Annotated in this window: 24 protein-coding genes and 1 tRNA gene; 7 read left to right on the top strand and 18 right to left on the bottom strand. The window is 37.4% G+C overall.

What is annotated here, in order from left to right:
* The 8 genes from nuoF to FW781_RS17045 all read right to left on the bottom strand — a co-directional run bounded on the left by nuoF (nt 1) and on the right by FW781_RS17045 (nt 6,547).
* Complete coding sequence (gene nuoF / locus FW781_RS17075; protein WP_105684342.1) at nt 1-1,359, bottom strand: NADH-quinone oxidoreductase subunit NuoF; 1,359 nt, start codon at nt 1,357-1,359, stop codon at nt 1-3.
* Nucleotides 1,360-1,461: 102 nt separating this feature from the next.
* Nucleotides 1,462-1,971, bottom strand: a complete 510-nt coding sequence (locus FW781_RS17070) for an NADH-quinone oxidoreductase subunit NuoE family protein (protein WP_047377758.1) — start codon at nt 1,969-1,971, stop codon at nt 1,462-1,464.
* Between the two features lie 123 nt (nt 1,972-2,094).
* Nucleotides 2,095-3,318, bottom strand: coding sequence for an NADH dehydrogenase (quinone) subunit D (nuoD, locus tag FW781_RS17065; RefSeq protein ID WP_149388509.1), 1,224 nt, complete (start codon nt 3,316-3,318; stop codon nt 2,095-2,097).
* 74 nt (nt 3,319-3,392) lie between these two features.
* On the bottom strand, nt 3,393-3,887 hold the full coding sequence (locus tag FW781_RS17060) for an NADH-quinone oxidoreductase subunit C (protein WP_047424001.1): 495 nt from the start codon (nt 3,885-3,887) through the stop codon (nt 3,393-3,395).
* A gap of 5 nt (nt 3,888-3,892) precedes the next feature.
* A complete protein-coding gene (locus FW781_RS17055) occupies nt 3,893-4,453 on the bottom strand; it encodes an NADH-quinone oxidoreductase subunit B (RefSeq protein ID WP_002983540.1) in 561 nt (186 codons plus the stop codon).
* 100 nt (nt 4,454-4,553) lie between these two features.
* Nucleotides 4,554-4,925 (bottom strand): NADH-quinone oxidoreductase subunit A, encoded by a 372-nt coding sequence (locus FW781_RS17050; RefSeq protein ID WP_047377762.1) that lies wholly within the window; start codon nt 4,923-4,925, stop codon nt 4,554-4,556.
* Nucleotides 4,926-5,178: 253 nt separating this feature from the next.
* Nucleotides 5,179-5,355, bottom strand: a complete 177-nt coding sequence (locus FW781_RS22515) for a hypothetical protein (RefSeq protein ID WP_167510753.1) — start codon at nt 5,353-5,355, stop codon at nt 5,179-5,181.
* A gap of 61 nt (nt 5,356-5,416) precedes the next feature.
* Nucleotides 5,417-6,547, bottom strand: a complete 1,131-nt coding sequence (locus FW781_RS17045) for a GNAT family protein (protein WP_149388508.1) — start codon at nt 6,545-6,547, stop codon at nt 5,417-5,419.
* 105 nt (nt 6,548-6,652) lie between these two features.
* Between FW781_RS17045 and FW781_RS17040 the strand changes: the two genes are divergently transcribed.
* Complete coding sequence (locus FW781_RS17040) at nt 6,653-7,363, top strand: zinc metallopeptidase (RefSeq protein ID WP_149388507.1); 711 nt, start codon at nt 6,653-6,655, stop codon at nt 7,361-7,363.
* On the opposite strand, the gene FW781_RS17035 is transcribed toward FW781_RS17040, so the two are convergent.
* The 9 genes from FW781_RS17035 to rbfA form a co-directional block, all read right to left on the bottom strand.
* Complete coding sequence (locus FW781_RS17035; RefSeq protein ID WP_172625757.1) at nt 7,360-8,019, bottom strand: IMPACT family protein; 660 nt, start codon at nt 8,017-8,019, stop codon at nt 7,360-7,362. The two genes, FW781_RS17040 and FW781_RS17035, sit on opposite strands and share 4 nt — an antisense overlap.
* A 65-nt stretch (nt 8,020-8,084) precedes the next feature.
* A complete protein-coding gene (locus FW781_RS17030) occupies nt 8,085-8,267 on the bottom strand; it encodes a bacteriocin-like protein (RefSeq protein ID WP_149388506.1) in 183 nt (60 codons plus the stop codon).
* Nucleotides 8,268-8,308: 41 nt separating this feature from the next.
* Nucleotides 8,309-8,473: a bacteriocin-like protein gene (locus FW781_RS22510; protein ID WP_172625753.1), complete on the bottom strand. Its 165-nt coding sequence runs from the start codon at nt 8,471-8,473 to the stop codon at nt 8,309-8,311.
* A 61-nt stretch (nt 8,474-8,534) separates the two neighbouring features.
* On the bottom strand, nt 8,535-9,560 hold the full coding sequence (gene ribD, locus FW781_RS17020) for a bifunctional diaminohydroxyphosphoribosylaminopyrimidine deaminase/5-amino-6-(5-phosphoribosylamino)uracil reductase RibD (RefSeq protein ID WP_149388505.1): 1,026 nt from the start codon (nt 9,558-9,560) through the stop codon (nt 8,535-8,537).
* 63 nt (nt 9,561-9,623) lie between these two features.
* The gene (locus FW781_RS17015) at nt 9,624-11,426 is read right to left on the bottom strand and encodes a DUF349 domain-containing protein (protein ID WP_149388504.1); all 1,803 of its coding nucleotides are present in this window, start codon (nt 11,424-11,426) and stop codon (nt 9,624-9,626) included.
* A gap of 74 nt (nt 11,427-11,500) precedes the next feature.
* On the bottom strand, nt 11,501-12,238 hold the full coding sequence (locus tag FW781_RS17010; RefSeq protein WP_149388503.1) for a shikimate dehydrogenase family protein: 738 nt from the start codon (nt 12,236-12,238) through the stop codon (nt 11,501-11,503).
* 61 nt (nt 12,239-12,299) lie between these two features.
* Complete coding sequence (locus FW781_RS17005; protein ID WP_149388502.1) at nt 12,300-14,090, bottom strand: endonuclease; 1,791 nt, start codon at nt 14,088-14,090, stop codon at nt 12,300-12,302.
* Nucleotides 14,091-14,170: 80 nt separating this feature from the next.
* Nucleotides 14,171-15,376 (bottom strand): ABC transporter permease, encoded by a 1,206-nt coding sequence (locus FW781_RS17000; RefSeq protein ID WP_149388501.1) that lies wholly within the window; start codon nt 15,374-15,376, stop codon nt 14,171-14,173.
* Nucleotides 15,377-15,379: 3 nt separating this feature from the next.
* Nucleotides 15,380-15,739 (bottom strand): 30S ribosome-binding factor RbfA, encoded by a 360-nt coding sequence (gene rbfA / locus FW781_RS16995; protein ID WP_047377769.1) that lies wholly within the window; start codon nt 15,737-15,739, stop codon nt 15,380-15,382.
* Nucleotides 15,740-15,832: 93 nt separating this feature from the next.
* Between rbfA and mce the strand changes: the two genes are divergently transcribed.
* Both mce and FW781_RS16985 read left to right on the top strand, forming a co-directional pair.
* Entirely contained in the window at nt 15,833-16,231 is a 399-nt protein-coding gene (mce, locus tag FW781_RS16990; RefSeq protein WP_126653567.1) for a methylmalonyl-CoA epimerase, read from the top strand.
* 62 nt (nt 16,232-16,293) lie between these two features.
* Nucleotides 16,294-16,367, top strand: a tRNA-Ile gene (locus FW781_RS16985).
* A gap of 52 nt (nt 16,368-16,419) precedes the next feature.
* Here FW781_RS16985 and FW781_RS16980 read toward each other — a convergent pair.
* Entirely contained in the window at nt 16,420-16,923 is a 504-nt protein-coding gene (locus tag FW781_RS16980; RefSeq protein ID WP_149388500.1) for a hypothetical protein, read from the bottom strand.
* Between the two features lie 222 nt (nt 16,924-17,145).
* Here FW781_RS16980 and FW781_RS16975 point away from each other — a divergent pair, with 222 nt between their 5' ends.
* The 4 genes from FW781_RS16975 to FW781_RS16960 all read left to right on the top strand — a co-directional run bounded on the left by FW781_RS16975 (nt 17,146) and on the right by FW781_RS16960 (nt 22,486).
* Complete coding sequence (locus FW781_RS16975) at nt 17,146-18,897, top strand: alkaline phosphatase D family protein (protein ID WP_149388499.1); 1,752 nt, start codon at nt 17,146-17,148, stop codon at nt 18,895-18,897.
* Nucleotides 18,898-18,995: 98 nt separating this feature from the next.
* The gene (locus tag FW781_RS16970; RefSeq protein ID WP_149388498.1) at nt 18,996-19,712 is read left to right on the top strand and encodes a hypothetical protein; all 717 of its coding nucleotides are present in this window, start codon (nt 18,996-18,998) and stop codon (nt 19,710-19,712) included.
* Between the two features lie 131 nt (nt 19,713-19,843).
* Entirely contained in the window at nt 19,844-21,424 is a 1,581-nt protein-coding gene (locus tag FW781_RS16965; protein WP_149388497.1) for a Na+/H+ antiporter, read from the top strand.
* 12 nt (nt 21,425-21,436) lie between these two features.
* Nucleotides 21,437-22,486 (top strand): MBL fold metallo-hydrolase, encoded by a 1,050-nt coding sequence (locus tag FW781_RS16960; protein WP_149388496.1) that lies wholly within the window; start codon nt 21,437-21,439, stop codon nt 22,484-22,486.
* Nucleotides 22,487-22,563: the final 77 nt, after the last annotated feature.

Here is a 22,563-nt window from a genome sequence, read left to right as displayed (position 1 = left end):
CTAAGCATTTTTTTCAACAGCCGGGATAGGATCTGCATAATGTGCCAATCCATAGTTTTGTGTCTGAGACAACTCTGGGTTTTTCACATGCCACTCAAACTCATCTCTGAAGTGACGGATTGCTGCTGCAACCGGCCAAGCTGCTGCATCACCCAACGGACAAATCGTGTTTCCTTCGATTTTTCTCTGGATATCCCAAAGCAGATCGATATCTTCCATTTTTCCTTCTCCTTTCTCGATTTTCTTTAAAATCTTGTACATCCATCCCGTACCTTCACGGCAAGGAGTACATTGTCCGCAGCTTTCGTGATTGTAGAACCTTGCTAAAGTCATTGTGTGGTCTACAATACACTGGTCTTCATCCAAAACGATGAAACCTCCTGAACCCATCATAGTTCCGGTAGCAAAACCACCATCTGCCAATGATTCATAGTTCATATATCTTGGCTCTCCGTTCACTGTTCTCAGCAATAAGTTAGCTGGAACGATTGGAACAGAACTTCCTCCCGGAATACAAGCCTTTAATTTTTTTCCGTCTTTAATACCACCGCAATATTCATCAGAGTAGATGAATTCTTCTACGGTAATGGTCATATCGATTTCGTATACACCCGGTTTGTTGATGTTTCCACAAGCAGAAATCAATTTCGTACCTGTAGATCTTCCCACTCCGATTTTAGCATATTCAGCACCTGTAATATCAATAATTGGAACAATGGCAGCAATAGATTCAACGTTATTTACTACCGTTGGTCTTTCCCAAAGTCCTTTTACAGCCGGGAATGGCGGTTTTAACCTTGGGTTACCTCTTTTTCCTTCAAGGGATTCAAGCAATGCAGTTTCTTCACCGCAGATGTATGCACCACCACCTCTCTGAACATAAATTTCACAATCGAAACCTGTTCCCAGGATGTTTTTACCTAAAAATCCTGCTGCTTTGGCTTCTTCAATAGCTTCTTCAAGGATATCAGGAATCCATGAATATTCTCCACGGATGTAGATATAAGAAGTATTGGAACCTAAACAGTAAGAAGAAATGAGCATTCCCTCGATCAATAAATGAGGAAGGAACTCCATCAGATACCTGTCCTTGAATGTTCCGGGTTCAGATTCATCCGCATTGACAACAAGGTGTCTTGGAACGCCTTCAGGTTTTGCCAAAAAGCTCCATTTCATCCCTGTTGGGAATCCTGCTCCACCACGTCCTCTTAATCCTGAAGCTTTTACTTCTTCAAGAATTTCGTCAGGAGTCATTTTCAAGGCTTTTTCAGCTGCTGTATAACCTCCCTGTTTACGGTACGTTTCAAAGTAGCGAATACCTTCTATATGTGCGTCTTTAAGTAAAAGTTTTTTACTCATTGTTATTTGCTTCTTGCAATTAGCTTTTGGCTTCTTGCATTAATTATGATTAAACATTAAGTGAATAATTTAAAATCTAAAATTTAGAATTTAAAATTTCTATTAGTCTAAAGCAAGTTGTCCCTGTCTGCAAAGTTCAAGGATTTCGTCTACTTTTTCTATTGTTAAATTTTCATGAAAGAATTTTCCTAACTGCAGCATTGGTGCATATCCGCATGCTCCAAGACATTCAGCAGGCTTTAATGTAAACATGCCGTCTTCAGTAGTTTCTCCATCCTTAATATTCAGTTTGGTTCTGATATGGTCTAGGATTTTTTCACTTCCACAAACCATACAAGGTCCTGTTCTGCAAACTTCCAAAACATATTTACCTACCGGCTTCATATTAAACATAGTATAGAAAGTAGCCACCTCATATACTTCAATCGGTTGGATACTTAATAGTTCAGCAACATAATCCATTACAGGAACATCTAACCATCCTCCGAATTCTTTCTGTGCTAAGTGAAGTACAGGAAGAAGAGCAGATTTCTGTCTTCCTTCAGGATATCTTGCGATAATTTTATGTACCTGTGCTAAACTTTCCGGTTTAAAAGCTATTGTTTCGCTCATTTTTTATCTAAGATTAAAGAACATAGAAAAAGAGAGAATAGACTCTGAAATTCGTGTTCTAAATTCAATTTATATTTAAATATGAAGAAAGAAGTCTTTTATCTTTCTTCTTTTATCTTATAATTATGCGTCTAATTCTCCCGCAATAATATTCATACTACACATCGTTACAATGGCATCTGAAATTACAGAACCTGTAATCATTTCAGGGTATGCCTGATAGTAGATGAAACATGGTCTTCTGAAGTGAAGTCTGTAAGGGCTTCTTCCTCCATCACTCACAAGATAGAATCCTAATTCTCCGTTTCCGCCTTCTACGGCGTGGTAAACTTCTCCTTTCGGGACATCAGTTTCTCCCATTACAATTTTGAAATGGTAGATTAATGCTTCCATTTTACTGTAAACATCTGCCTTTTCAGGAAGATAGAAGTCAGGAACATCCGCATGGAATGGTCCTTCCGGAAGATTTTCGTATGCTTGTTTGATGATTTTTATGGATTCCCAGATTTCCTGTTGACGAACCATGAAACGGTCGTAAGTATCTCCTGAAGTTCCTACAGGAATAATAAAGTCGAAATCTTCATAGGAAGAATAAGGCTGTGCAACTCTTACATCATAATCTACTCCTGCTGCACGTAAATTTGGACCTGTGAAACCGTAGCTTAATGCTCTTTCGGCAGAAATAGCTCCTGTACCGATGGTTCTGTCCATGAAAATTCTGTTTCTTTCCAGTAGGGTACAGAATTCTTTGAATCTTGGCGGGAAGGTTTTTAAGAAGTCTTTTAATAACTCATGAAACTTTGGTGTAAAATCTCTTTCAAAACCTCCGATTCTCCCCATATTGGTTGTCATCCTTGCTCCGCAGATCTGCTCATACATATCATAAATACGTTCTCTTTCGATGAACATGTAAGTAAGCCCTGTAATAGCTCCTGAGTCCATTCCGGTTACCCCGTTACAGATCAGGTGGTCACCGATTCTTGCCAGCTCCATCAAGATAACACGCATATAATCTACACGCTTTGGAACTTTAACGCCAATCAGTTTCTCTACTGTCATGTGCCAACCTAAATTGTTGATGGGTGCAGAACAGTAATTCATACGGTCAGTAAGAGTAGTGATCTGAGAGTAGTTTCTTCTTTCAGAAATTTTCTCAAATGCTCTGTGGATATATCCTACCGTTTGCTCAGCGTGAAGAATTCTCTCTCCGTCCATCGTCAAGATATTCTGGAAAATCCCGTGAGTAGCAGGGTGGGTGGGTCCTAGATTGAGGGTATACAATTGTCCGTCAATCTGTTCCTTACTTTCGTACTGGTTTAGTATATTAGATAATGAGTTATCTTTCATAATTTAAATGCTTTAGGCTATAGGCTTTAGGCTTTAAGCATATCGCTTACTGCTTACTGCTTATTGCATTATTTTTATCTTCCGAACATATTATCATCCTTATCGGTTCTCGTACCGTCTTCAAGGCGATATTCTTTCAACATTGGGTGGTATCCAAGATCTTCCATATTCAAAATAGGTCTAAGATCCGGGTGTCCTTTAAATTTAATCCCATAGAAATCATACGTTTCTCTTTCCATCCAGTTTGCCCCGGCATAGAGTTCTGTAAGAGAATCTACTTCGATGTTTTCTCTGGACATGAATATTTTCAGACGCAATCTGAAATTGGCCATCATATTATGCAAATGGTATACAACGCCTATTTCCTTTTCAGGGAACTCAGGGTAGTGAATACCACAGATATCTGTAAGGAAGTTAAATTCCAAAGATGAATCTTTAAGATAGTGAATGATCTTCTTGATATCTTCTTTTTTCACTTCAATCGTCAGCATTCCATAAGGTTCTGAGCTTGAAATGACAGATTCCGGAAATTCTCTTGTGATTGCTTCTAATACAAATTCGTTTGTCATTTCCGTTAGTTGCTTATGTTGTAAGAATCTAATAATTTCTGATATTCAGGCATATCTCTTCTTCTGATGCTTTCGCTTTCTGCGAGAGCCTGTACCTGCATTACCCCTTCAATGATCTGTTCTGGTCTTGGAGGACATCCAGGAACATAAACGTCTACCGGAATAATCTTATCGATCCCCTGAAGTACAGAATATGTATCAAAAATACCACCGCTTGAAGCACAAGCTCCAACTGCTACTACCCATTTCGGCTCTGCCATCTGAGTGTAAACTTCTTTCAGGACTGGTCCTAATTTCTTTGATATAGTTCCGCAAACCATCAGCATATCTGCTTGTCTTGGAGAGAAAGAGTTTCTTTCCATACCAAATCTTGAAGCATCATATGTAGGGTTCAGGGTAGCCATAAACTCAATACCACAACAAGAGGTAGCAAATGGTAACGGCCAAAGCGAAAACTTTCTTGCCATCCCGATTACACTGCTCAGTTTTGTTGCGAAAAACCCTTCTCCTTCATATCCTTCGGGAGCAGGTGCATCTGTTCTTATTACTGGTTTTTTATCTGACATTTTTAGTAAATATTTAAAGATTAAAATATTTAAAGATTAAAAACAAGACCTTTACAATCTTTAAATGACTCAAATAAATTCAATCTTTTAATGTTAAAATTTATTTATCCCAATCCAGCGCACCGCGTTTCCAAACATAGAAAAACGCTACGAAGAAGATGGCAACGAATGTAAGTACAGCAAGAAATCCTTCCATACCGAATTCTCTAAAGTTTACTGCGTAAGGATAAAAGAATACGATTTCAATATCGAATAGTACGAACAATACCGCAGTCAGGAAGTACTTGATAGAAAACGGTGTTCTAGCATTTCCTTCTACAGGAATCCCGCATTCCCAGCTTTGGTTTTTTACAGAGTTTCCTTTTTTCTGCTGTGGCCCCAAGAAATGTGCCCCAAGCAAAGAAACAGCTACAAATCCTACTGCTACACCAGCCTGGATAAGGATTGGAATATAACTTTCAGGTAAATTCATTTTTGCATTATTATCTCAATTTGCAAATTTAGCGAATAAACAAGAAAGCATGAAATTTATCAGCTTAAAAGTAGGATGAAAATGAGTTAAATCGGTAATTTAGAATCAATAAAAATTAGCTTTTGGGGATTGCTTTTTTTATGTATTTTTTCCCTTTTTTTGTAGCAGCTATCAAAAAATGTATTCCATCGTATGGATTGGAGATATTTTAGGGGAATAAATATGTAGGTTTAATAAAAGCCGGCTTCGTATTTTATTTCTTCATTTTCCTTAAAACCGAATAGGCCATAAAAGAGATGTATCCGAAGAGAATACTGGCAAAAAGGATGTTGATGACGGTATTCGTTCTGTCATCCTGTGATTGAAAAAAGAAGTTATAACTGATAAATCCAGCAATTAGAATAGCGAAAATAATAAGCTGCGGTTTCATAAAGTTCAAAGTTTAGAGTTTAAAGTTTGGGGTTACTTTTTACATTCTATAAGATACGGCATTACTTATTCACGTCCATCGAATAGGTTCTTCTTCTTTTATGATTTACCGGATTGTAATCCTGCCATAAAAGCTGCACACTTTTATTTTCTTCAAGTTCAGGATTAGTTTCTGCGAAATTGATTCCCATACTGGTAAACCTTACAAAAATTTCTTTGAAGATAATAGCCGTTACGCCGCGTCTCTGGTATTCAGGGTGAATCCCGATAAGGTAAAAATTGGCCCGGTCATTCTTTTTGCCGGCCTGTAAGAAATGCCACCATCCGAAAGGAAATAATTTTCCTTTTGATTTTTGTAAAGCTTTAGAGTAAGAAGGCATTGTAATTGCGAAAGAAACCAGCTGTTGATTTTCGTCCACTACACAGATTACATAATTTTTATCAATGAATGGGAAATATTTCTCTTTGTATGTTTTGATCTGTTCATCAGAAATGGGAGTATAAGTAGAAAGATGCTTATAGGTTTCATCCAGTAGCTTGAACATAGGCTCTACATAAGGGAGGATCTCTTCCTTTGATTTGAACTTAAGAACGCTGAGTTTGTATTTTTGAGCGATCAGTCCACTGAATTTTTCTACTTTTTCAGGAAGTACTTTCGGGAAATTCATCTCATATTCTACCCATTCTTTTTCTTTGACTAGTCCAAGGTTTTCAAGATGTTTCGGGTAATAGGCATGATTGTAAATTCCAATCATTGTTGCCAGTTTATCAAATCCCATAGTCAGCATTCCGGCTTTGTCAAGATTGGTGAATCCCATAGGCCCTTCAATCTTATTGATGTTATGTTCTTTGGCATAATCAATGGCAGTCTTGATCAGCGCTTTAGAAACCTCAGTGTCATCAATGAAATCTATCCAGCCAAAGCGCACTTTTTTGATGTCTAATTCTTTTTCCTCCTTATGGTTGATAATTACTGCAATTCTTCCCACTACTTTATTGTCTTGTACAGCCAGAAACTGCTTGGATTCGGAATAGTGGAATGCCGGATTTTCATTCGCATCCCATATTTTTATTTCGTCTTTGATAAAGGATGGAACATAGTACGGATTATTTTTGTACAGATCCATCGGAAATTTTACGAATTGCTTGAGCTGACCGGCTGTTTTTACTTCAATAATTGAAACCTTAGACATAATTTTTGATGGTAATTTAAGGGCAAATATAAATAATAATATCTTATACTTTGGCACAGTTTTTACATCATTATGGATAAAAATTAAACACAAAATCTATATAAAATGGCGGGTTATTATATCATTATTGGTATTTCAATGCTGGTGAGCTGGTGGGTTTCTTCCAGGTTGAAATCAAAATTTGAATATTATTCCAATGTGCACCTTCGAAACGGCCTTTCGGGGAAAGAAGTAGCGGAAAAAATGTTGAGGGATAACGGGATCAATGATGTTCAGGTAATATCTGTTCCCGGGCAGTTGACGGACCACTATAATCCGGCAGATAAAACAGTGAACCTTTCTGAAGGGGTTTACATGCAGAGAAACGCAGCCGCAGCTGCAGTGGCAGCCCATGAATGCGGACACGCAGTACAGCATGCCGTAGGATACTCTATGTTGAATTTACGTTCAAAACTGGTTCCTATTGTTAATATAAGCTCCAATCTGATGCAATTTGTCCTTATAGCGGGTATCGCGGTAATGGCAGCATCAAGAACAATGGAAAATCCCAATGGAAACACAACCGTTCTTGCCATTGGAGTTGCTATGTTTGCCGTAACAACCCTTTTTGCTTTTGTAACCCTTCCTGTGGAATATGACGCAAGCAACAGAGCTATGAAATGGCTTAAAGATACAGGAACTGTAACTTCAGAAGAATTTGCAGGAGTACAGGACAGCCTGAAATGGGCAGCAAGAACTTACGTGGTAGCAGCCTTAGGGTCTCTGGCACAGCTTCTTTACTGGGGATCATTACTTCTTGGCGGAAGAAGAGATTAATCATTAAATTCAAATGAAACATATTGCATCTCGGAGAGTTTTTCTGAGATGTTTTCTTTTTGGGCAAGCTTCAGTGAGGCAGTAAGGATACAGTTTTCGTTAGCATCGAAATTCAAAACTTTAGCATCGAACTTTGAAAGCAGGGTGAATATTGTATTCTGCTGATTAAAATTAAACTGAATCTCTATCTCTGTTTCCAGTTCACGGGTAATGATCTGCGCTTCTTCCAATGTGATCTTTGCAGATTCCTTATATGTTTTTACCAGTCCTGAAACTCCTAGTTTGGTTCCTCCATAATAACGGACTACAATCACAAGAATATTGGTGACCTCGTTAGCTAACAGCTGATTGTAAATAGGTAATCCGGCACTTCCGGAAGGCTCACCGTCATCATTGGCACGGTAGTTTTCACCATGTAATCCCATTCTGAAGGCATAGCAGTGGTGAGTAGCTTTCGGATGTTCTTCCCTTATTTTTTCAAGTGCACTCTTTAATTCCTTTTCATTGATTACCGGGAAGGCAAATCCTATAAACTTGCTTCCTTTTTCCTTTAAAAGAGTATTTTCTATGGGTTTTTCTATGGTTTTGTATTCAAACGTCATTGTGTATTCCGGCTTTAATGATGCAAAAATATTAAATGCTTTAGTATTCTGCATCATGATCATAAATTAAGCCGTCAGAATTTGACGGCTTATCTATTTTTAAATGTAAAATTACACTCTTACATTACATCTCCACACAGATCCATTGGAATCAGGCACATATAGCTTGTCGGACCGCAAAAATCCTGAGGGCAGTGATCTCTACATCTTGTAGGTTGGCCATTAGGGAGTATACATGTTACAAAAACCCCTCCTTTAATGATTTTCATGCTGGCTCTGGATACTTTTTTCAGGTTATTCATGATACTGTTTTTGTTTGGTTAATTGATATAATTTAATAATATTAGCATTGGAATGTTCCATCTGCCCAAGGTGGTGGACAGCTCATACTTGAAGGTGTTGCACAGCAATGCTGTAATGAAGGCGGATAGAATGAGCAGCACTCAGGAGCGTTTCCTCCGTTCACTTTCTTTAGGCTCTGTCTTGAAACTTTCTTTAAATTTTTCATAGTAATTTTTTTGTATAACTAATGTAAAGAAATTATTTCATTCAGTGGTGACAAAGTGCTTTTATTTTAGCCTGAAGAAAGAAACCGTATTGTCTCTGAAATTTTCAATTGCAGCTGGTGTATGGTTAAATTCAGGTGCTTTTGTTCCATTTTCGAGGTTCAGATTTTCATTTTTGATGACAATGGCTTCGTCCCAAAGGTCAGCATTGATGAACTGCTGCAGCGTAAAACGGCCGCCTTCAATAATCACAGACTGTATCTGTTCTTTATACAATACTTCCATAAGTTCAGGCAGGAAATTATCCCTGTTGATTTTAATAAATTGAACAGATCCTTCGGTACCTTCTTTTACAGTATTTAAAACCAATGTCTTTGCTTCATTATTGTAAATGTTATAACTGGAAGGAACTTTTAAATCAAAATCAATCAGAATTCTGACAGGGTTTGTTCCTTCTGCATTTCTTACGGTAAGACTCGGGTTGTCATTTAAAGCGGTTTGGGTTCCTACTAAAATAGCATGTTCATCAGCTCTTAACTGGTGAACAAACTGATTCACTAGGGTATTAGAAACAGCCGTTGGTCTAAAATTTTTATCTAAAAAACCATCACCGGATTCTGCCCATTTTAAGATAATATAAGGTCTTTTCTTTTCATGGTAAGTGAAAAACCTTTTATTAAGTTCAATGCATTCTCCTTCAAGAATTCCTGAAACGGCTTCAATTCCTGCATCCTGGATGATTTTCTTTCCTTTACCATTGACTTTATCATGGGAATCCATCGCGCCAATAACCACTTTTTTAAATCCTAATTCTTTAATCTTTAATGCACAGGGCGGAGTTTTCCCATAGTGTGCACAGGGCTCAAGAGATACATAGATGGTAGATTCCGGAATAAGATCCTTATTTTTAACGGAATTGATGGCATTAATCTCAGCGTGGTTCTCTCCGGCTTTATGATGATAGCCTTCACCAATGATCTCACCGTTGTGTACAATCACGCTTCCTACAAGAGGGTTTGGGTAGGTATTGCCAAGAGCTTTCTGAGCCAGCTCAATACATCTTTTGATATACAGTTCGTCGTTGTTCATATTTATAAAAAGAAAAAGCGAAGACAAATTGCTTTGCTCCGCCTTTAGTTATTTTGTTATCTGTTAATCTCCGCTGATAATGCTGTGGAGATTCTGCTTTAATGTTTCCAGATGAGCTTTTTTCTCATCAATGGTGTTGTAAGTGTCTCTTAGTAGAGGATTTTCTCTTGATGGTTTGTTGAAGAAAGAAAGGTTGTTTTCCAGTTTTACAATTTCAGCCTCAAGATCAGAAATCTGGTTTTTGATCTTTCTTGCTTTGTCAGTAAGCTGGTTTTCAGACAGGCCTTCTTCTTTCAGTTCAAGCTCGTTGATTTTGTTTATTTTCAATTTCTCTCTTAACGTCTTGTTGAATTCAGAGTTGATTGAAATTTTATCTCTCGGAACTTTACCAATGTTGTTCCAGGAAGTTTTAATCTGCTCAATTTTTTCGATACTGCCTTCTTCATTGGAAACCAGTTTCAGCTCATCAAGAAGCGTTTTTTTATTTTTATAATTTTCTTTCCAGTTGTCTGTAGAAGTATTGCTTTTCTCTCTGTAATTGTTGAAGAACCCATTACATGCATCACGGAATTCATCCCAGATTTTGTTGGTCATACTCTTTGGAACATGGCCTACTTTTTTCCAGTCTTCCTGCAGCTTTTTGAATAGTGGAACTGAAATGTCCCATTCTTCATTGTTCATATTGTCCTGTGCCGTCTGGATCAGTTTTAATTTCTCTTCAAGATTCGCTTGCTGTGAACCTTTCAATGATTTGTAATAGTTATTTTTCGTTGTATTAAAACCTCTGAGTGTTGTTTTGAAATCATTCCAGTTTTGATTGGATAGTTTTCTTGGAACACTTCCGGTTTTTAAGAATTCAGAACGCAGATCTTCAACTCTTTTGATGGCATTTTGCCAGTAGTTGTGATTAGGAGTTTCTGATGGCTCAGAAAGTTTCTTGATTTCAGCGATGATCTCGTTTTTCTTTTCAAGATTTACAGTCTGTTCTTTTTCAATAGAAGCAGAAAGCTCAGATTTTCTCTCGTGAATTTTGTTGGAAATTTCTTTGAATTCTTCCCATGTTTTTTCACGGAATTCCTCTGCAACAGGTTCAGCTTCTTCCTTCCAGAGTTTATGAAGGTATTGAAGCTCATTTAAAGCCTTTTGAATCACCGGTTCGTTTTCCAGCTCTTTAGCACGGGCTATAATGTGTTCCCTCTTTTCCAGGTTATGGCTGTATTCCTGTTCCAGAAATTCTTTATTCAGATCCAGCATCTGATAAAACTGGTTCAGGTGGTGGAAGTAGTTGTTGTTAAGAATTTTGAATTCAGATTTTGCAACCTGACCGGCTTTTGACCATTCTTCTTTAATTTCACGGATGGATTTGAAAAGATTGATTCCCGGTTCGGAACTGGTATATAGATTTTTAAGTCTTTCGATAATATTTTGACGGTGTTCAAGGTTTTTCTTCTGTTCTTCTTCCTGTCCTTTCTGGAAGCTGTCATGTTTTTCCCTGAAAATATTAACCAATGCAGAATATTTAGTCTGAGAAGGATGCTCATAGCTGAAGTTTTCAGCAGGATTTCCGGCTTCTACATATTCATGCTTTTTATCTTCCACTTCATCATGGATATAGTGACTTGCTTTTTCCTTCAGCAGGTTGAATCTTTTAAAATTCTCACCGGCGTTCGGAGTGTTGATGATTTTTTCCATTTCCTTTAAAGCATCAGTAAGGGAAATTTCTACCTCTTCATGTTCTTCCAGGTGCTCTGTATCTTCTTCATGTCGGTTTGCATCATGAGAAACGGTGTTTTCTGATGTGTCCTGAGATACTTCGTTAGGATTGTTCTTTTCTTCGTTTTCAGAAAGGTTGTTTTCTGTAGTCATAGCAAATCTTTTATGTGAATGGCGTTTATATCCTTTAAATATAGCTTTAAGGCCAATTAAAGCACTAATTTATGTTATTTTTTTTGAAAATTCCAAATTTCCCAAGCTTTTTCTGCTTGCTGTTCAAGCATATAATATCCGTTCACGGTCTTTGCTCCTTTTTCAGAAGCATTGATGATGAATTGAGTATAGTTGGGATTGTAAATAAGATCGATGATCAGATGCTCGGAAGAAAGCCCGTCAAAAGGAAAATTCAGACAGTCTTTAACATTCGGGAAAGTACCTACCGGTGTACACTGAATGATTATTTTGTGCTTCGCAACGGTTTCTTTATCAAGATTTTCGAAATTGATTTCCGTGTTTCTGGAAATGGTTATAGAAGGAATATTATATTTATCTAAAGCATATTTCACAGCCTTTGCAGCACCGCCGTTTCCTAAGATCAGGGCTTTGTCCTGTGAAGGGGTTTTATGTAAAAGAAGTGTCTTTTCAAATCCGTAAGCATCGGTATTGTAACCTGTTTTTTTGCCGTCCTGGATAAGAACACAGTTTACGGCACCTATTTTTTCTGCCTCATCGCTTAATTCATCAAGATAATCAATGATTTTTTCTTTGTAGGGAATAGTGACATTGAATCCTAAAAGATCCGGAGAAGCAAAAAGGTTTTCCACTTCATTGATTTCATTCAGATCAAAAATATCATAGGAGAAGTTCTTCAGCATGAGCTTCTGGAACTTATTTTCGAAGAATTTTTTAGAAAAAGAGTAAGAAATGTTTTTTCCTATCAATCCTAATTTTTTATTGGAATCCATAGATCAAAAGTAAAAAAAAGACCGGATAAATCCGGCCTTGGTTTGAAATATTTTTTAATAATTAATCTACGATAAATTTAGTAGAGAAATTATCTGTTTTCAGGATATAAGTTCCTTTTACAACACCTTTAAGGTTTATTTTATTTGAATATCTGAAAGGATTGGCAATCGTTTCAATTAATTTTCCGGAAAGATCATAGATATCAGCTTTTGAAATTTTGCTGAGATTTTCTCCTTTTACAGATAATTCATTATTTCTTACTGGGTTAGGGTAGATGGTGAATTCTGATTTATCTTTTTGGGTTTCAGCAGTTCCTAATGTACCGAAACATGTCCAGCTAAGATCATCCAAAGCAACTCTGTTGGTCGTAGAAGAGTTTGTCAGCTTAATGACAACGTTTCCGCTTACGTTGATATTGTTAAGGGTAGTTGTAGTGACAACATTGCTGTAAGGGATAGTTCCTACATTAACACCGTTTACAAAAACATTGATGTTTCCTGCGCTTCCAGAGAATTTCAGCTGTGTTGTTAAAGTTAAATTCTGGATTCCGCTTGAAAGAGTAGAACTTGTTAAATTACCATTTCTGATGGTGATGGCTTTATTGTTGATGGTCTGGTCAACTCTTGAGTCTGTAGCAGTCCAGGAAATTCCGTTGTTAGTCCAGTTGGCTGTCAGATAAGTGTTTGCTGCACCGGTGATCATTTCAAAATCTTCAGTTCCACAGCTTCCACCTCCGGCTGGAGTGTCAAGAGTAGTTTCTGTAGCTGTTGTACTTTGTGGAGAAGAGTTAGCGAAAGCATCTTTAGCAATTACATAGAAAGTATATTGAGTAAGTGAAGCTAATCCTGATACCACAGTAGATGTTGTTGTACCGGAAACATTTGCTTTTAAAATACCGTTAGCATAAACCTGGTAAGAAGTTATTCCTATATTATCTGTAGCGGCTGTCCAGCTTACAGCGATAGAGTTTGAAGTAGGGTTATTGGCAACAACGTTGGTTGCTGCTGTAGGGGCTTGATTATCAATTACCGGAGATCCCCAGATTTGAGTAACATATTCAGGATGGTCAATGAAAGGATTTCTGTTTCCCTGGTACGTATAAGAAGCATTGTTTCTTGCAATTTCTTCCGCAGATACAGGGTCCATTGCATTCCAAGCTAAATATTGATTCAATGCCCAAGGCTGTAGTCCCGGGAACGCTGTATTACCAAGCATATCACCGGAAGTGAAGTTGGGAAGTTTGTCTTCATATCTTGTTACAAAATAAAGGAACATTCTGGCAATATCTCCTTTGAAAGCATCAATGGGCTCAAATACAGTACCTGAATATCCTGCTGATACGGATGTACCTAATTTTGATCCGTTTTTAGAGGTGAAAGAAGTGTTCCCTACGATTCCGAAAGGGTAGTTGGATCTCATTCCGTTTACTTTTCCATCTGTAGCACGGATAAAATGAATATCGGCTACCATTGGAGATGCACTGTTGAATAGACTCTGAGGAATTACGTGCTCCCTGTTGTAGCAGTCACCTTCATTAGCGTAGCCATTAGATCCACATTGGTTGGTCCCCAAGGTGAAATTGTATTGATCCGGTCCATTTGGATTTTCAGAATAAATATCCAGAATAGTTCCGTCGTTTTCATAAAAATAATCACGGTCAGTGGTAGCATAACCTGTCCATAGGCCACCATAGCCATGATCTACATGCCCATTGGTGATAATGGTCTTAAGAGCTGTTTTAAGAGCCGCACCTGTTAACCCGTTAGCAGCAGTGTAGTATCCTGCCGGAGCTTGTGCCAAAGCGCTGATAAATGTTACGCTTAATAGAAAAAAAGATAAAATTCGTTTCATTTCTTTAAAATTGGGGCGTAAAGGTACGAAAAAATGAAACCGAAGTATATTAACTTAATGTAATATATAAACTTAGGAAACTACTTTTTAGTAAGATATTCTTTGCTGATTTTTGAGAAGAACCATGAAATAGTGATTCCAAACAGAGAAGCTGTAAGAGCTACGATAAGGTAATTTTTTCCTACAATTTTTACCGGGAATGGAAGGGCCTCATTCGCTCTGAAGAATTCTGTGTAAAGCTGGAAATAGCAAAGTGCAGTTCCAAGAATCAATCCGGTAATCACTCCGGAAACTACAATCAGAAGGCCGGTGTAGAAATAGGTCAGTCTTAAATGGCTTAAAGGAAAGCCTAGTGAGATTAATGATTTTGCTTGTTCTTTTTTATCAAGCTGGAGAATAATGATAGCTCCGGCAAGATTAAAGGTGGTAATGAAGATAACCAGGGCAAAAATCAGGTAGATGAAAAGTTTTTCAGTGTTGATCATTTTCCAGAAAGCCGCATTTTCTTCTTCCTTGGTTTTGATCTCAATATTTTTGCCAAGAGAAGAAAGCAGACTTTGTTTTACAGCATCTGCATTTTCCGGATTTTTTAGCTTAATAACAATCTGGTACGCCGACTTTTTGGGAAGATTAAGTAATTCTTCCGCAAGCTCAATAGGAGAGATGATATAATTGTCCAGCTGATCTTTTCCGGGGAAAACACCGGTTACCGAAATATCTCTTTTATTATAGATGTCTTCTTCTTTATTGATAATCCCTGTTCCCGGTTTGGGCATAAAGACCGTTGCATAATGATTGGAAGAATCCACAGGAATTGAAAGCCTGTTATCCAGACTGTTTTCCATCAATACTTCATTGGAGTACTTGAAACTTGGATAAGTTCCGTAGAAAACATCCTTATTGATAGGATTTACCTTGATGTAGGCAGAATCAACACCTCTTAAATAGGCAATATCTCCTTTTCCGTTGAAGCTGATGTATACTTTTTCTTCAATAATACGGGAGAAGCTGCTGACCTCTTTATGAGTGCCCAATACTTTATTAACCGTATCCAGATTTTTAATGGTTTTTCCGGAAAAGCTTTTTAAAGTAAGATCTGCATGAAGATTAGAAATAAGGTCTTTATTCAGGTCCTCAAGACCTGAAAAAACAGAAATAATGACGAACATTGCAGTTACAGCAACCGTCATGGCACCCACAGACAGCCACGTAATAAACGTAACAGCAGTGCTGCCTTTTTTAGCCAAAAGGTATCTGGATGCTATGTAAAATGCAATATTCTTCAAGATTTATAAAACAGGATTGTCGCCTTCGCCTCTTAATTCTCTTTCCAGTTTTTCAACATCATCCAGAGCAGTGTCAAGGTAGAAGTTAAGCTGTGGAATGATACGTACCTGTTTTGACATTTTCTGTCCAATGAAGTTTCTGTATTGAGGTTTGTTTTCTTCAATCTCCTTCATCACAGCGGTACGGAATTCCTGTGGGAAAATGCTTAAATAAATCTTAGCAATTCCTAAGTCAGCAGTTACTTTTACATCTGAAACAGATACTAAAATACTCTGTTTGCTTTCTGCAGCCTGTTTGCGGAAAAGCTCTGCGAAGTCTTCCTGAATAATCTGTGCTACTTTTCTTTGTCTGTTACTTTCCATAATTTCTGCAAATTTAGTACTTTTGTTTGAATTGATACTTTGAAATTCAGCTGGAGTATCAAATTTACGATTTAATTATATTTATTAGTATTTATGAAGCTAGAACATATTGGTATTGCCGTAAAGTCTTTAGGGGTTTCTGATGAGCTTTTTGCCAAATTATTGGGAAAAGAATCCTATAAAAAAGAATCCGTAGAAAGAGAAGGGGTTGTAACTTCTTTCTATGAAACAGGAGAAAGTAAAATTGAGCTGTTGGAAGCCAGTAACCCTGAAAGTCCAATCTCAAAATTTATTGATAAAAAGGGTGAAGGCATCCATCATCTGGCATTCGGGGTTGAAAATATTCTGGAAGAAGTGAAAAGACTGAAAAAAGAAGGATTTCAGTTTATCTCTGAGGAACCTAAAGAAGGTGCTGATAATAAATTAGTTGTCTTCCTACACCCAAAGTCTACGAACGGCGTGCTGGTAGAACTTTGCCAAGAAAAGCAATAAAAAATTTTGTAGTGAAAGAAATTTTACTATTTTTGCAAACACAAAATTTAACCAAGTTTTGAGGTCCTATAGCTCAGTTGGTTAGAGCACCTGACTCATAATCAGGTGGTCCCTGGTTCGAGCCCAGGTGGGACCACAGAAAATCAACCGCTTACGTCATGTGAGCGGTTTTTTTATTCTTAAAATGTTTATTTAATAATCAAAACCGGGAGATTATACCTGTCAAATTGACTTATAATATTTAGAAATTTATTATGATCAACAGGAGTTGCCCAGCCTGTGGCTTTATTTTGAAGTCCTGGGTTTTTATCCAGGGAAATTTCACTTTCAAAAACTAATGTGTTGTTTGAGTAGACATACATCTTACTTTGTATTGTTGAAACATCCGCACTGTTATATTTGAATTCACAATTAAGCAGATTTTCTATTAATGATGAATTACTAGATTGTAAAACTCTCCATTTCGGGATTGTGGAATATATATATATTCTGTCTTCATGGGCTAAGACAATATATACAACTACATTTTGAGAATTTTTTAATTCAGGAATATCCTTTAATTTAAATATTTGATCGGGTTTAAAATTAATAGATTCTGGATCTTTTATAGCTGCTAAGGATATTATCATTGGGTTATAGAAAAAATATCCTACGACTAGAATAAATAGTGAAAGAAAAATTTTTTTTGTCATGCAATTTTATCATGATTATTAGTGTTGTGAATGTAATAAAAAAGCAGAATAGCTTTTAAAAATATTTGAACAAATTCTATTTTTATTTTCTGGAAAGATATATTTTACCCTTTTAAATCTACTATGCGCAACATTAAACATTTGTTTAAAAAACCATAAAACATAGTTAAAATTCAGTTAACAGCCTTCTTCTACAGATACCGTTGCTTTGCAAAAAAAGTAATGATGGAAAACAACAACCAATTCAACAGAAGAAAATTTCTTAAAAATTCATTATTAGCAGCCGGAGGAATTTTTATTGCTCCCTTAATTGAAAGCTGCAGCGATGATTTTACTGAAAATGGAAATGCTCCTGGTGATCTTAAAAACGGAGGTTTTGAATCCGGAGTAGCGAGCTTTGATCCAAGTGCTACCGGAATCATCATCTGGACAAGATATTCTAAAGGAACTGATGCGGAAATTACATGGGAGATCAGTAAAAACAGCAATTTTTCAGAAGTGGTAAGAAGAGGCCAGGCCAATGCTACAGGAGTGAATGATTTTACAGTAGCAGTGGATGTACAAAATATTTCTTCCAATACCAAATATTACTACAGATTCTATAATAACAAAACCAAAGAGGTGAGTGTGACAGGGGAAACCCTTACTTTACCTTCAAAATCAGATACTGTCAATGAAGTGAAGATGGCAGTGGTGTCATGTTCCAACTTTCCTGCAGGACTTTTCAATGTCTATGGAGCGATTGCAAAATCCGAGGCTGATGTAGTGGTACACCTTGGAGATTATATTTATGAATATGCTCCGGGGCAATATGGAACAAATCCCTATACCAATCAATTAGGAAGAGCTCATCAGCCGGCTAAGGAAATTCTTAACCTCAGCGATTACAGAGAACGATACAGGCAGTATAGAGGTGATAAAAATCTTCAGCTTCTTCATCAGAAGAAACCATTCATCTGCGTTTGGGATGACCATGAGTTTGCCAATGATACCTATAAAACCGGAGCAGAAAACCATCAGCCTAATGAAGGAGATTTTCAGGCAAGAAAAATGGCAGCTTTCCAGGCTTACAGTGAATATATTCCTCTTAAAACGGGGAAAGATATGAGAATTTACAGAAGCTTCACCTTCGGAAATATCGTTTCCCTTTATATGATGGATACAAGGGTGATCGCAAGAGATAAACAGATGGAATATTCCGATTATCTTGATAGTACGGGGAATTTTAATCAGGTACAGTTTCAAACAGACTTCCTGAGTACCAGCAGAAAACTGATCGGAAGTGAACAGATGTCATGGCTGGGTTCTCAGATCAATGGGGATACTGCAAAATGGAAAGTACTTGGACAGCAAATTTTAATGACTAAAATGATGGTTCCTGCAGAACTTCTGATGTTACTGAATCAGATTCTGGCAGAAATAGCACAACACGGAAGCGCACAGCCGGCTACCATGCAGGCACTTCAGAATACGATCACACAATTAATTATTCTTAAGACAAGATACCAACAGCAGGATCCGACACTGACTCCCCAGGAAATTGCCAGAATCACAGCTACTTTACCTTATAATTTAGATGCATGGGATGGATATTTCATGGAAAGAGAACAGCTGTATTCCGTTCTTGCAGGAAAAAATGTAGTGGTATTGGCAGGAGATACCCATAATGCATGGTTAGGGAAATTAACCGATGCTCAGGGGAAATTTATCGGAACCGAACTGGCCTGCAGCTCCGTTTCTTCTCCGGGATTAGAAGGCTATCTGGGAATCACATCTGATCCTGCAAAAGCAATAGAACTGGCTCAGGCATTTTCATTACTGATTGATGACCTTGAGTATGCCAATCTCTATAAAAGAGGGTATCTGCATGTGAAATTTACAGCAGGAAGTTCCGTTGCAGAATGGAGATTTGTAGACAATGTCATCTCCGATACGTACAATACAACAACAGAAAAAACACATACAATTTCATAGTTTCAATTTAATTATATCTTATTTTCAATTTGGTAGAAAGAGTCACGGTGTGCCACTGTGGCTCTTTTATATTGTTAACTTTTTTGTATCTTGAACATATGCAAGAGGATGTAAGAAAAGATTTTTTGCCGTTAGTCTCTAAGCCATGGTGGTTTATGACCTGGTTAACCAGAACATTGGCCGTACTTTTATTATTGGTGATGTTTTTAGTGTTATTAATATTGCCTGTTATTATTTGTAAAAATATTATGGTGCTTGTTGTAGTATCAATAGTGTACTATCCGGCCTTAGGTTTTGGTTTATACCGTTTTATTCTTTACCAGAAGACGGTCAGAAAAAGAGAAGTTAAAAAGATTGTCGTGGATGATAAGGGAGTTCATTACGAAAGAAAAAATGGAACGATAGACAGAATTCTTTACCAGGATCTTGAAAAATATCACCTTGCAGATGAATATGACGTAAACCTTAGCCCCAGAAATAAAATCTATGTATTGCAGGTAAAACACAATGACTCTGTAATAAATGTAGATTTTGATGGAGTGGATGCGGGTTATAGTTCCTATATTGTAAATCTCAGAGCTTTACGGAGAAAATATATTCAGGGAATTGTTTACTTCAGACCGGATTTGCGTATCAATCCTTGCATTTATACTACATATAATATCAATCCGGTAGATTTTACATTCGATAAAAAAAAGTATTGGACAGCGTTCGCGAAGACTTTAGCTGTATTGATCCTGTTAGGCTCTGTATTAGGATGTATTATGCTGGGACTGGTTAAATGGCTTTCTAAAGATCAGATTTATTTCCACTAAGAATCATTGGATGAAAATTTTATCCACAATCAAATTTATTTTCACATCTCAAAATCTTATGCTTATATTTATTTTTCTTTTAAATTTTGTTTTCAAAACAGAGACTTAGTTTAAAATTAATAGAAAAAGCAATGGTGGAAAATTTTATTTATTATTTAGGACTGGTCCTAGTCATTATCGGGGCCATTATGCTGGCCAATCGATTGAAAGTAGCATATCCTATCATACTGGTTATTGCCGGACTTCTTATTAGTTTTATCCCTGGATTGCCGGTGTTAAAAATAGACCCTGAACTGATTTTTATTATTTTCCTGCCCCCGCTTTTATACGAAGCAGCTTTTGCAGTATCCTGGAAGGAAATATGGAAAATGAGGCGGATCATTACCAGTTTTGCGTTCATTGTGGTTTTCCTTACAGCAATCACTGTCGCTTTCGTAGCGAACTCATATATTCCCGGTTTTTCACTGGCATTAGGCTTTGTATTAGGTGGAATTGTATCACCGCCGGATGCGGTGAGTGCCGGAGCCATTTTAAAATTTGTAAAAGTTCCTAAAAATCTGTCTACTGTTCTCGAGGGTGAAAGTTTGTTCAATGATGCTTCTTCGCTGATCATCTTCAGGTTTGCAATGGTGGCGGTGGCTACAGGGCAGTTTATATGGCAGGATGCAGCCACTAGTTTTGGATGGATGGTTTTCGGAGGGTTAGGAATAGGAGTTGTATTGGCTTTTGTATTCCTTGAAATTGAAAAAATATTCCCTACAGATGTCAATATGGATGCTATACTAAGCCTCGTTGCTCCCTATGTGATGTATATTGCCGCGGAAGAAGTTCATTCTTCGGGAGTACTGGCAGTCGTAAGTGGCGGATTATTTCTTTCCGTAAGAAGACATGAAATTTTCAGAACTTCACAATCCAGGTTAAGAGGTTCCAATGTCTGGGAAAGCTTTGTATTTCTGATCAATGGAATAGTATTTTTGCTCATTGGATTAGATCTGCCGGAAATTATGGTAGGTTTAAATAAAGAAGGTATCGGCCTGTCAGATGCTGTTGGCTATGGACTACTCATTACGGCTGTACTGATCATTGTTCGCTTGCTTTCTTCTTTCGGTGCCGTTTTTGTAACATTGATCATGAGGAATTTTATTAATGTAGCCGACAGAAACCCCGGAATGAAGGCTCCAATACTGATGGGCTGGACGGGAATGCGCGGGGTAGTATCTCTTGCAGCAGCGTTATCTATTCCCGTTGTGATGGAAAACGGGCAGCCCTTTCCACACCGTGATCTCATTCTCTTCATAACTTTCATTGTAATTCTTGCCACTTTGATTATCCAGGGACTTACATTACCTGCTCTGATCAAAAAACTTAATTTGTCTGATACCGGAGGAGGATATTTGTCTGAGGAAGAATCTGAACATTTCTTAAGAAGGGAAATGCGCAAGGTGGCTTTCAGATATCTGGATGAAAATTATAAAGAAAGAAGAAGCGAAAATGAATATTTTAGCAAACTGATGGACCGATGGGAACAGGAAGATAAAGAAGACTCTATTCATAAGCTGTCTGAAGAAGCGAAAGCAATCTATTTTGAAACCCTGGAACAGCAAAGAATCTGGCTTCGGGAAGAAAACAGACGCAATCCGAATATTGACGAAGAATATATAAGACATTATCTAACAAGACTGGACCTTGAAGAAGAAAGGCTCAGAATGTAAAAAATAAAGGGAATGAAAAATTTAAAAAAGCAGCTCGGGCAGTTTCCCGATGAAAAAAGAAAAGAATATTTCAATACACTTCCCAATTATCTTAATGGGAGATTTCAGAATATATTGACAACACCTCCTTTATTAGAAGGAGAAAGTATGACCAAAGTACTTTTCCACACTTTATGTAAAGTAGAAAATACTTCACCCAAAACTGCACTTCCATTTGTAGTAACGGATTTAAAGAACCTTCAACCCGAAGAAAATGTTTTGATATGGTTTGGGCACAGTTCCTATTTCATACAGCTAGATGGCAAAAAATTTCTGATAGATCCGGTTTTCAGCGGAAATGCTTCCCCAATGCCAGGTTCCATAAAAGCTTTTCAGGGAGCCGATTACTACAAACCGGAACATATGCCGGAGATAGACTTTCTGCTTATCTCACATGACCATTGGGATCATCTCGATTATAAAACTGTTCAGGATTTAAAAGATAAAGTAGGAAAAGTTATCTGTGGTTTGGGTACGGGCCAGCATTTTGAATACTGGGGCTGGAGCTTTGACAAAATCATCGAAAAAAACTGGTGGGAAAGCATAGACATCGCAGAAGGTTTCAGAATCACACTTACTCCTGCGAGACACTTTTCAGGAAGATTACTGAATCGTAATATCTCACTCTGGACTTCTTTTGTTTTAAAAACCCCCACGAAAAAACTGTTTTTGGGTGGCGACAGCGGTTATGGGAATCATTTTACAGAAATTGGAGACCAATACGGACCGTTTGATCTGGCCATCATGGAAAACGGACAGTATAACGAAAAGTGGCCATACATTCACACTTTGCCGGATCAGCTTATCACAGAAATTAAAGAATTGAAAGCTAAAAACTTCATTCCCGTACACAATTCCAAATTCAAGCTGGCACAGCATGCATGGTATGAACCTTTGGAGCTGGCCTCAAAACATGCAGAAGAAAGCAATATTTCGATTACGCTTCCTATGATCGGTGAAAAAGTAGACCTGGATCAGTTGGGAACCATAAACTGGAAAAAATGGTGGGAGGAATATATGTAATGATACGTAACGAATTACAAACAATACATTCCTTTTAATTTAAAAATAAAAACCTGCCCATTACTGAGCAGGTTTCT

It is taken from the genome of Chryseobacterium panacisoli, assembly GCF_008274625.1.
Taxonomy (GTDB): domain Bacteria; phylum Bacteroidota; class Bacteroidia; order Flavobacteriales; family Weeksellaceae; genus Chryseobacterium; species Chryseobacterium panacisoli.
Note: the sequence above shows the minus strand (reverse complement) of the source record. Positions and strands in the feature narration are given on the sequence as shown.

Bases quoted from the DNA above. Each gene is read 5' to 3' on its own strand.
- nuoF (WP_105684342.1), bottom strand. From the start codon at position 1,359: ATGAGTAAAAAACTTTTACTTAAAGACGCACATATAGAAGGTATTCGC.
- FW781_RS17070 (WP_047377758.1), bottom strand. From the start codon at position 1,971: ATGAGCGAAACAATAGCTTTTAAACCGGAAAGTTTAGCACAGGTACAT.
- nuoD (WP_149388509.1), bottom strand. From the start codon at position 3,318: ATGAAAGATAACTCATTATCTAATATACTAAACCAGTACGAAAGTAAG.
- FW781_RS17060 (WP_047424001.1), bottom strand. From the start codon at position 3,887: ATGACAAACGAATTTGTATTAGAAGCAATCACAAGAGAATTTCCGGAA.
- FW781_RS17055 (WP_002983540.1), bottom strand. From the start codon at position 4,453: ATGTCAGATAAAAAACCAGTAATAAGAACAGATGCACCTGCTCCCGAA.
- FW781_RS17050 (WP_047377762.1), bottom strand. From the start codon at position 4,925: ATGAATTTACCTGAAAGTTATATTCCAATCCTTATCCAGGCTGGTGTA.
- FW781_RS22515 (WP_167510753.1), bottom strand. From the start codon at position 5,355: ATGAAACCGCAGCTTATTATTTTCGCTATTCTAATTGCTGGATTTATC.
- FW781_RS17045 (WP_149388508.1), bottom strand. From the start codon at position 6,547: ATGTCTAAGGTTTCAATTATTGAAGTAAAAACAGCCGGTCAGCTCAAG.
- FW781_RS17040 (WP_149388507.1), top strand. From the start codon at position 6,653: ATGGCGGGTTATTATATCATTATTGGTATTTCAATGCTGGTGAGCTGG.
- FW781_RS17035 (WP_172625757.1), bottom strand. From the start codon at position 8,019: ATGCAGAATACTAAAGCATTTAATATTTTTGCATCATTAAAGCCGGAA.
- FW781_RS17030 (WP_149388506.1), bottom strand. From the start codon at position 8,267: ATGAATAACCTGAAAAAAGTATCCAGAGCCAGCATGAAAATCATTAAA.
- FW781_RS22510 (WP_172625753.1), bottom strand. From the start codon at position 8,473: ATGAAAAATTTAAAGAAAGTTTCAAGACAGAGCCTAAAGAAAGTGAAC.
- ribD (WP_149388505.1), bottom strand. From the start codon at position 9,560: ATGAACAACGACGAACTGTATATCAAAAGATGTATTGAGCTGGCTCAG.
- FW781_RS17015 (WP_149388504.1), bottom strand. From the start codon at position 11,426: ATGACTACAGAAAACAACCTTTCTGAAAACGAAGAAAAGAACAATCCT.
- FW781_RS17010 (WP_149388503.1), bottom strand. From the start codon at position 12,238: ATGGATTCCAATAAAAAATTAGGATTGATAGGAAAAAACATTTCTTAC.
- FW781_RS17005 (WP_149388502.1), bottom strand. From the start codon at position 14,090: ATGAAACGAATTTTATCTTTTTTTCTATTAAGCGTAACATTTATCAGC.
- rbfA (WP_047377769.1), bottom strand. From the start codon at position 15,739: ATGGAAAGTAACAGACAAAGAAAAGTAGCACAGATTATTCAGGAAGAC.
- mce (WP_126653567.1), top strand. From the start codon at position 15,833: ATGAAGCTAGAACATATTGGTATTGCCGTAAAGTCTTTAGGGGTTTCT.
- FW781_RS16980 (WP_149388500.1), bottom strand. From the start codon at position 16,923: ATGACAAAAAAAATTTTTCTTTCACTATTTATTCTAGTCGTAGGATAT.
- FW781_RS16975 (WP_149388499.1), top strand. From the start codon at position 17,146: ATGATGGAAAACAACAACCAATTCAACAGAAGAAAATTTCTTAAAAAT.
- FW781_RS16970 (WP_149388498.1), top strand. From the start codon at position 18,996: ATGCAAGAGGATGTAAGAAAAGATTTTTTGCCGTTAGTCTCTAAGCCA.
- FW781_RS16965 (WP_149388497.1), top strand. From the start codon at position 19,844: ATGGTGGAAAATTTTATTTATTATTTAGGACTGGTCCTAGTCATTATC.
- FW781_RS16960 (WP_149388496.1), top strand. From the start codon at position 21,437: ATGAAAAATTTAAAAAAGCAGCTCGGGCAGTTTCCCGATGAAAAAAGA.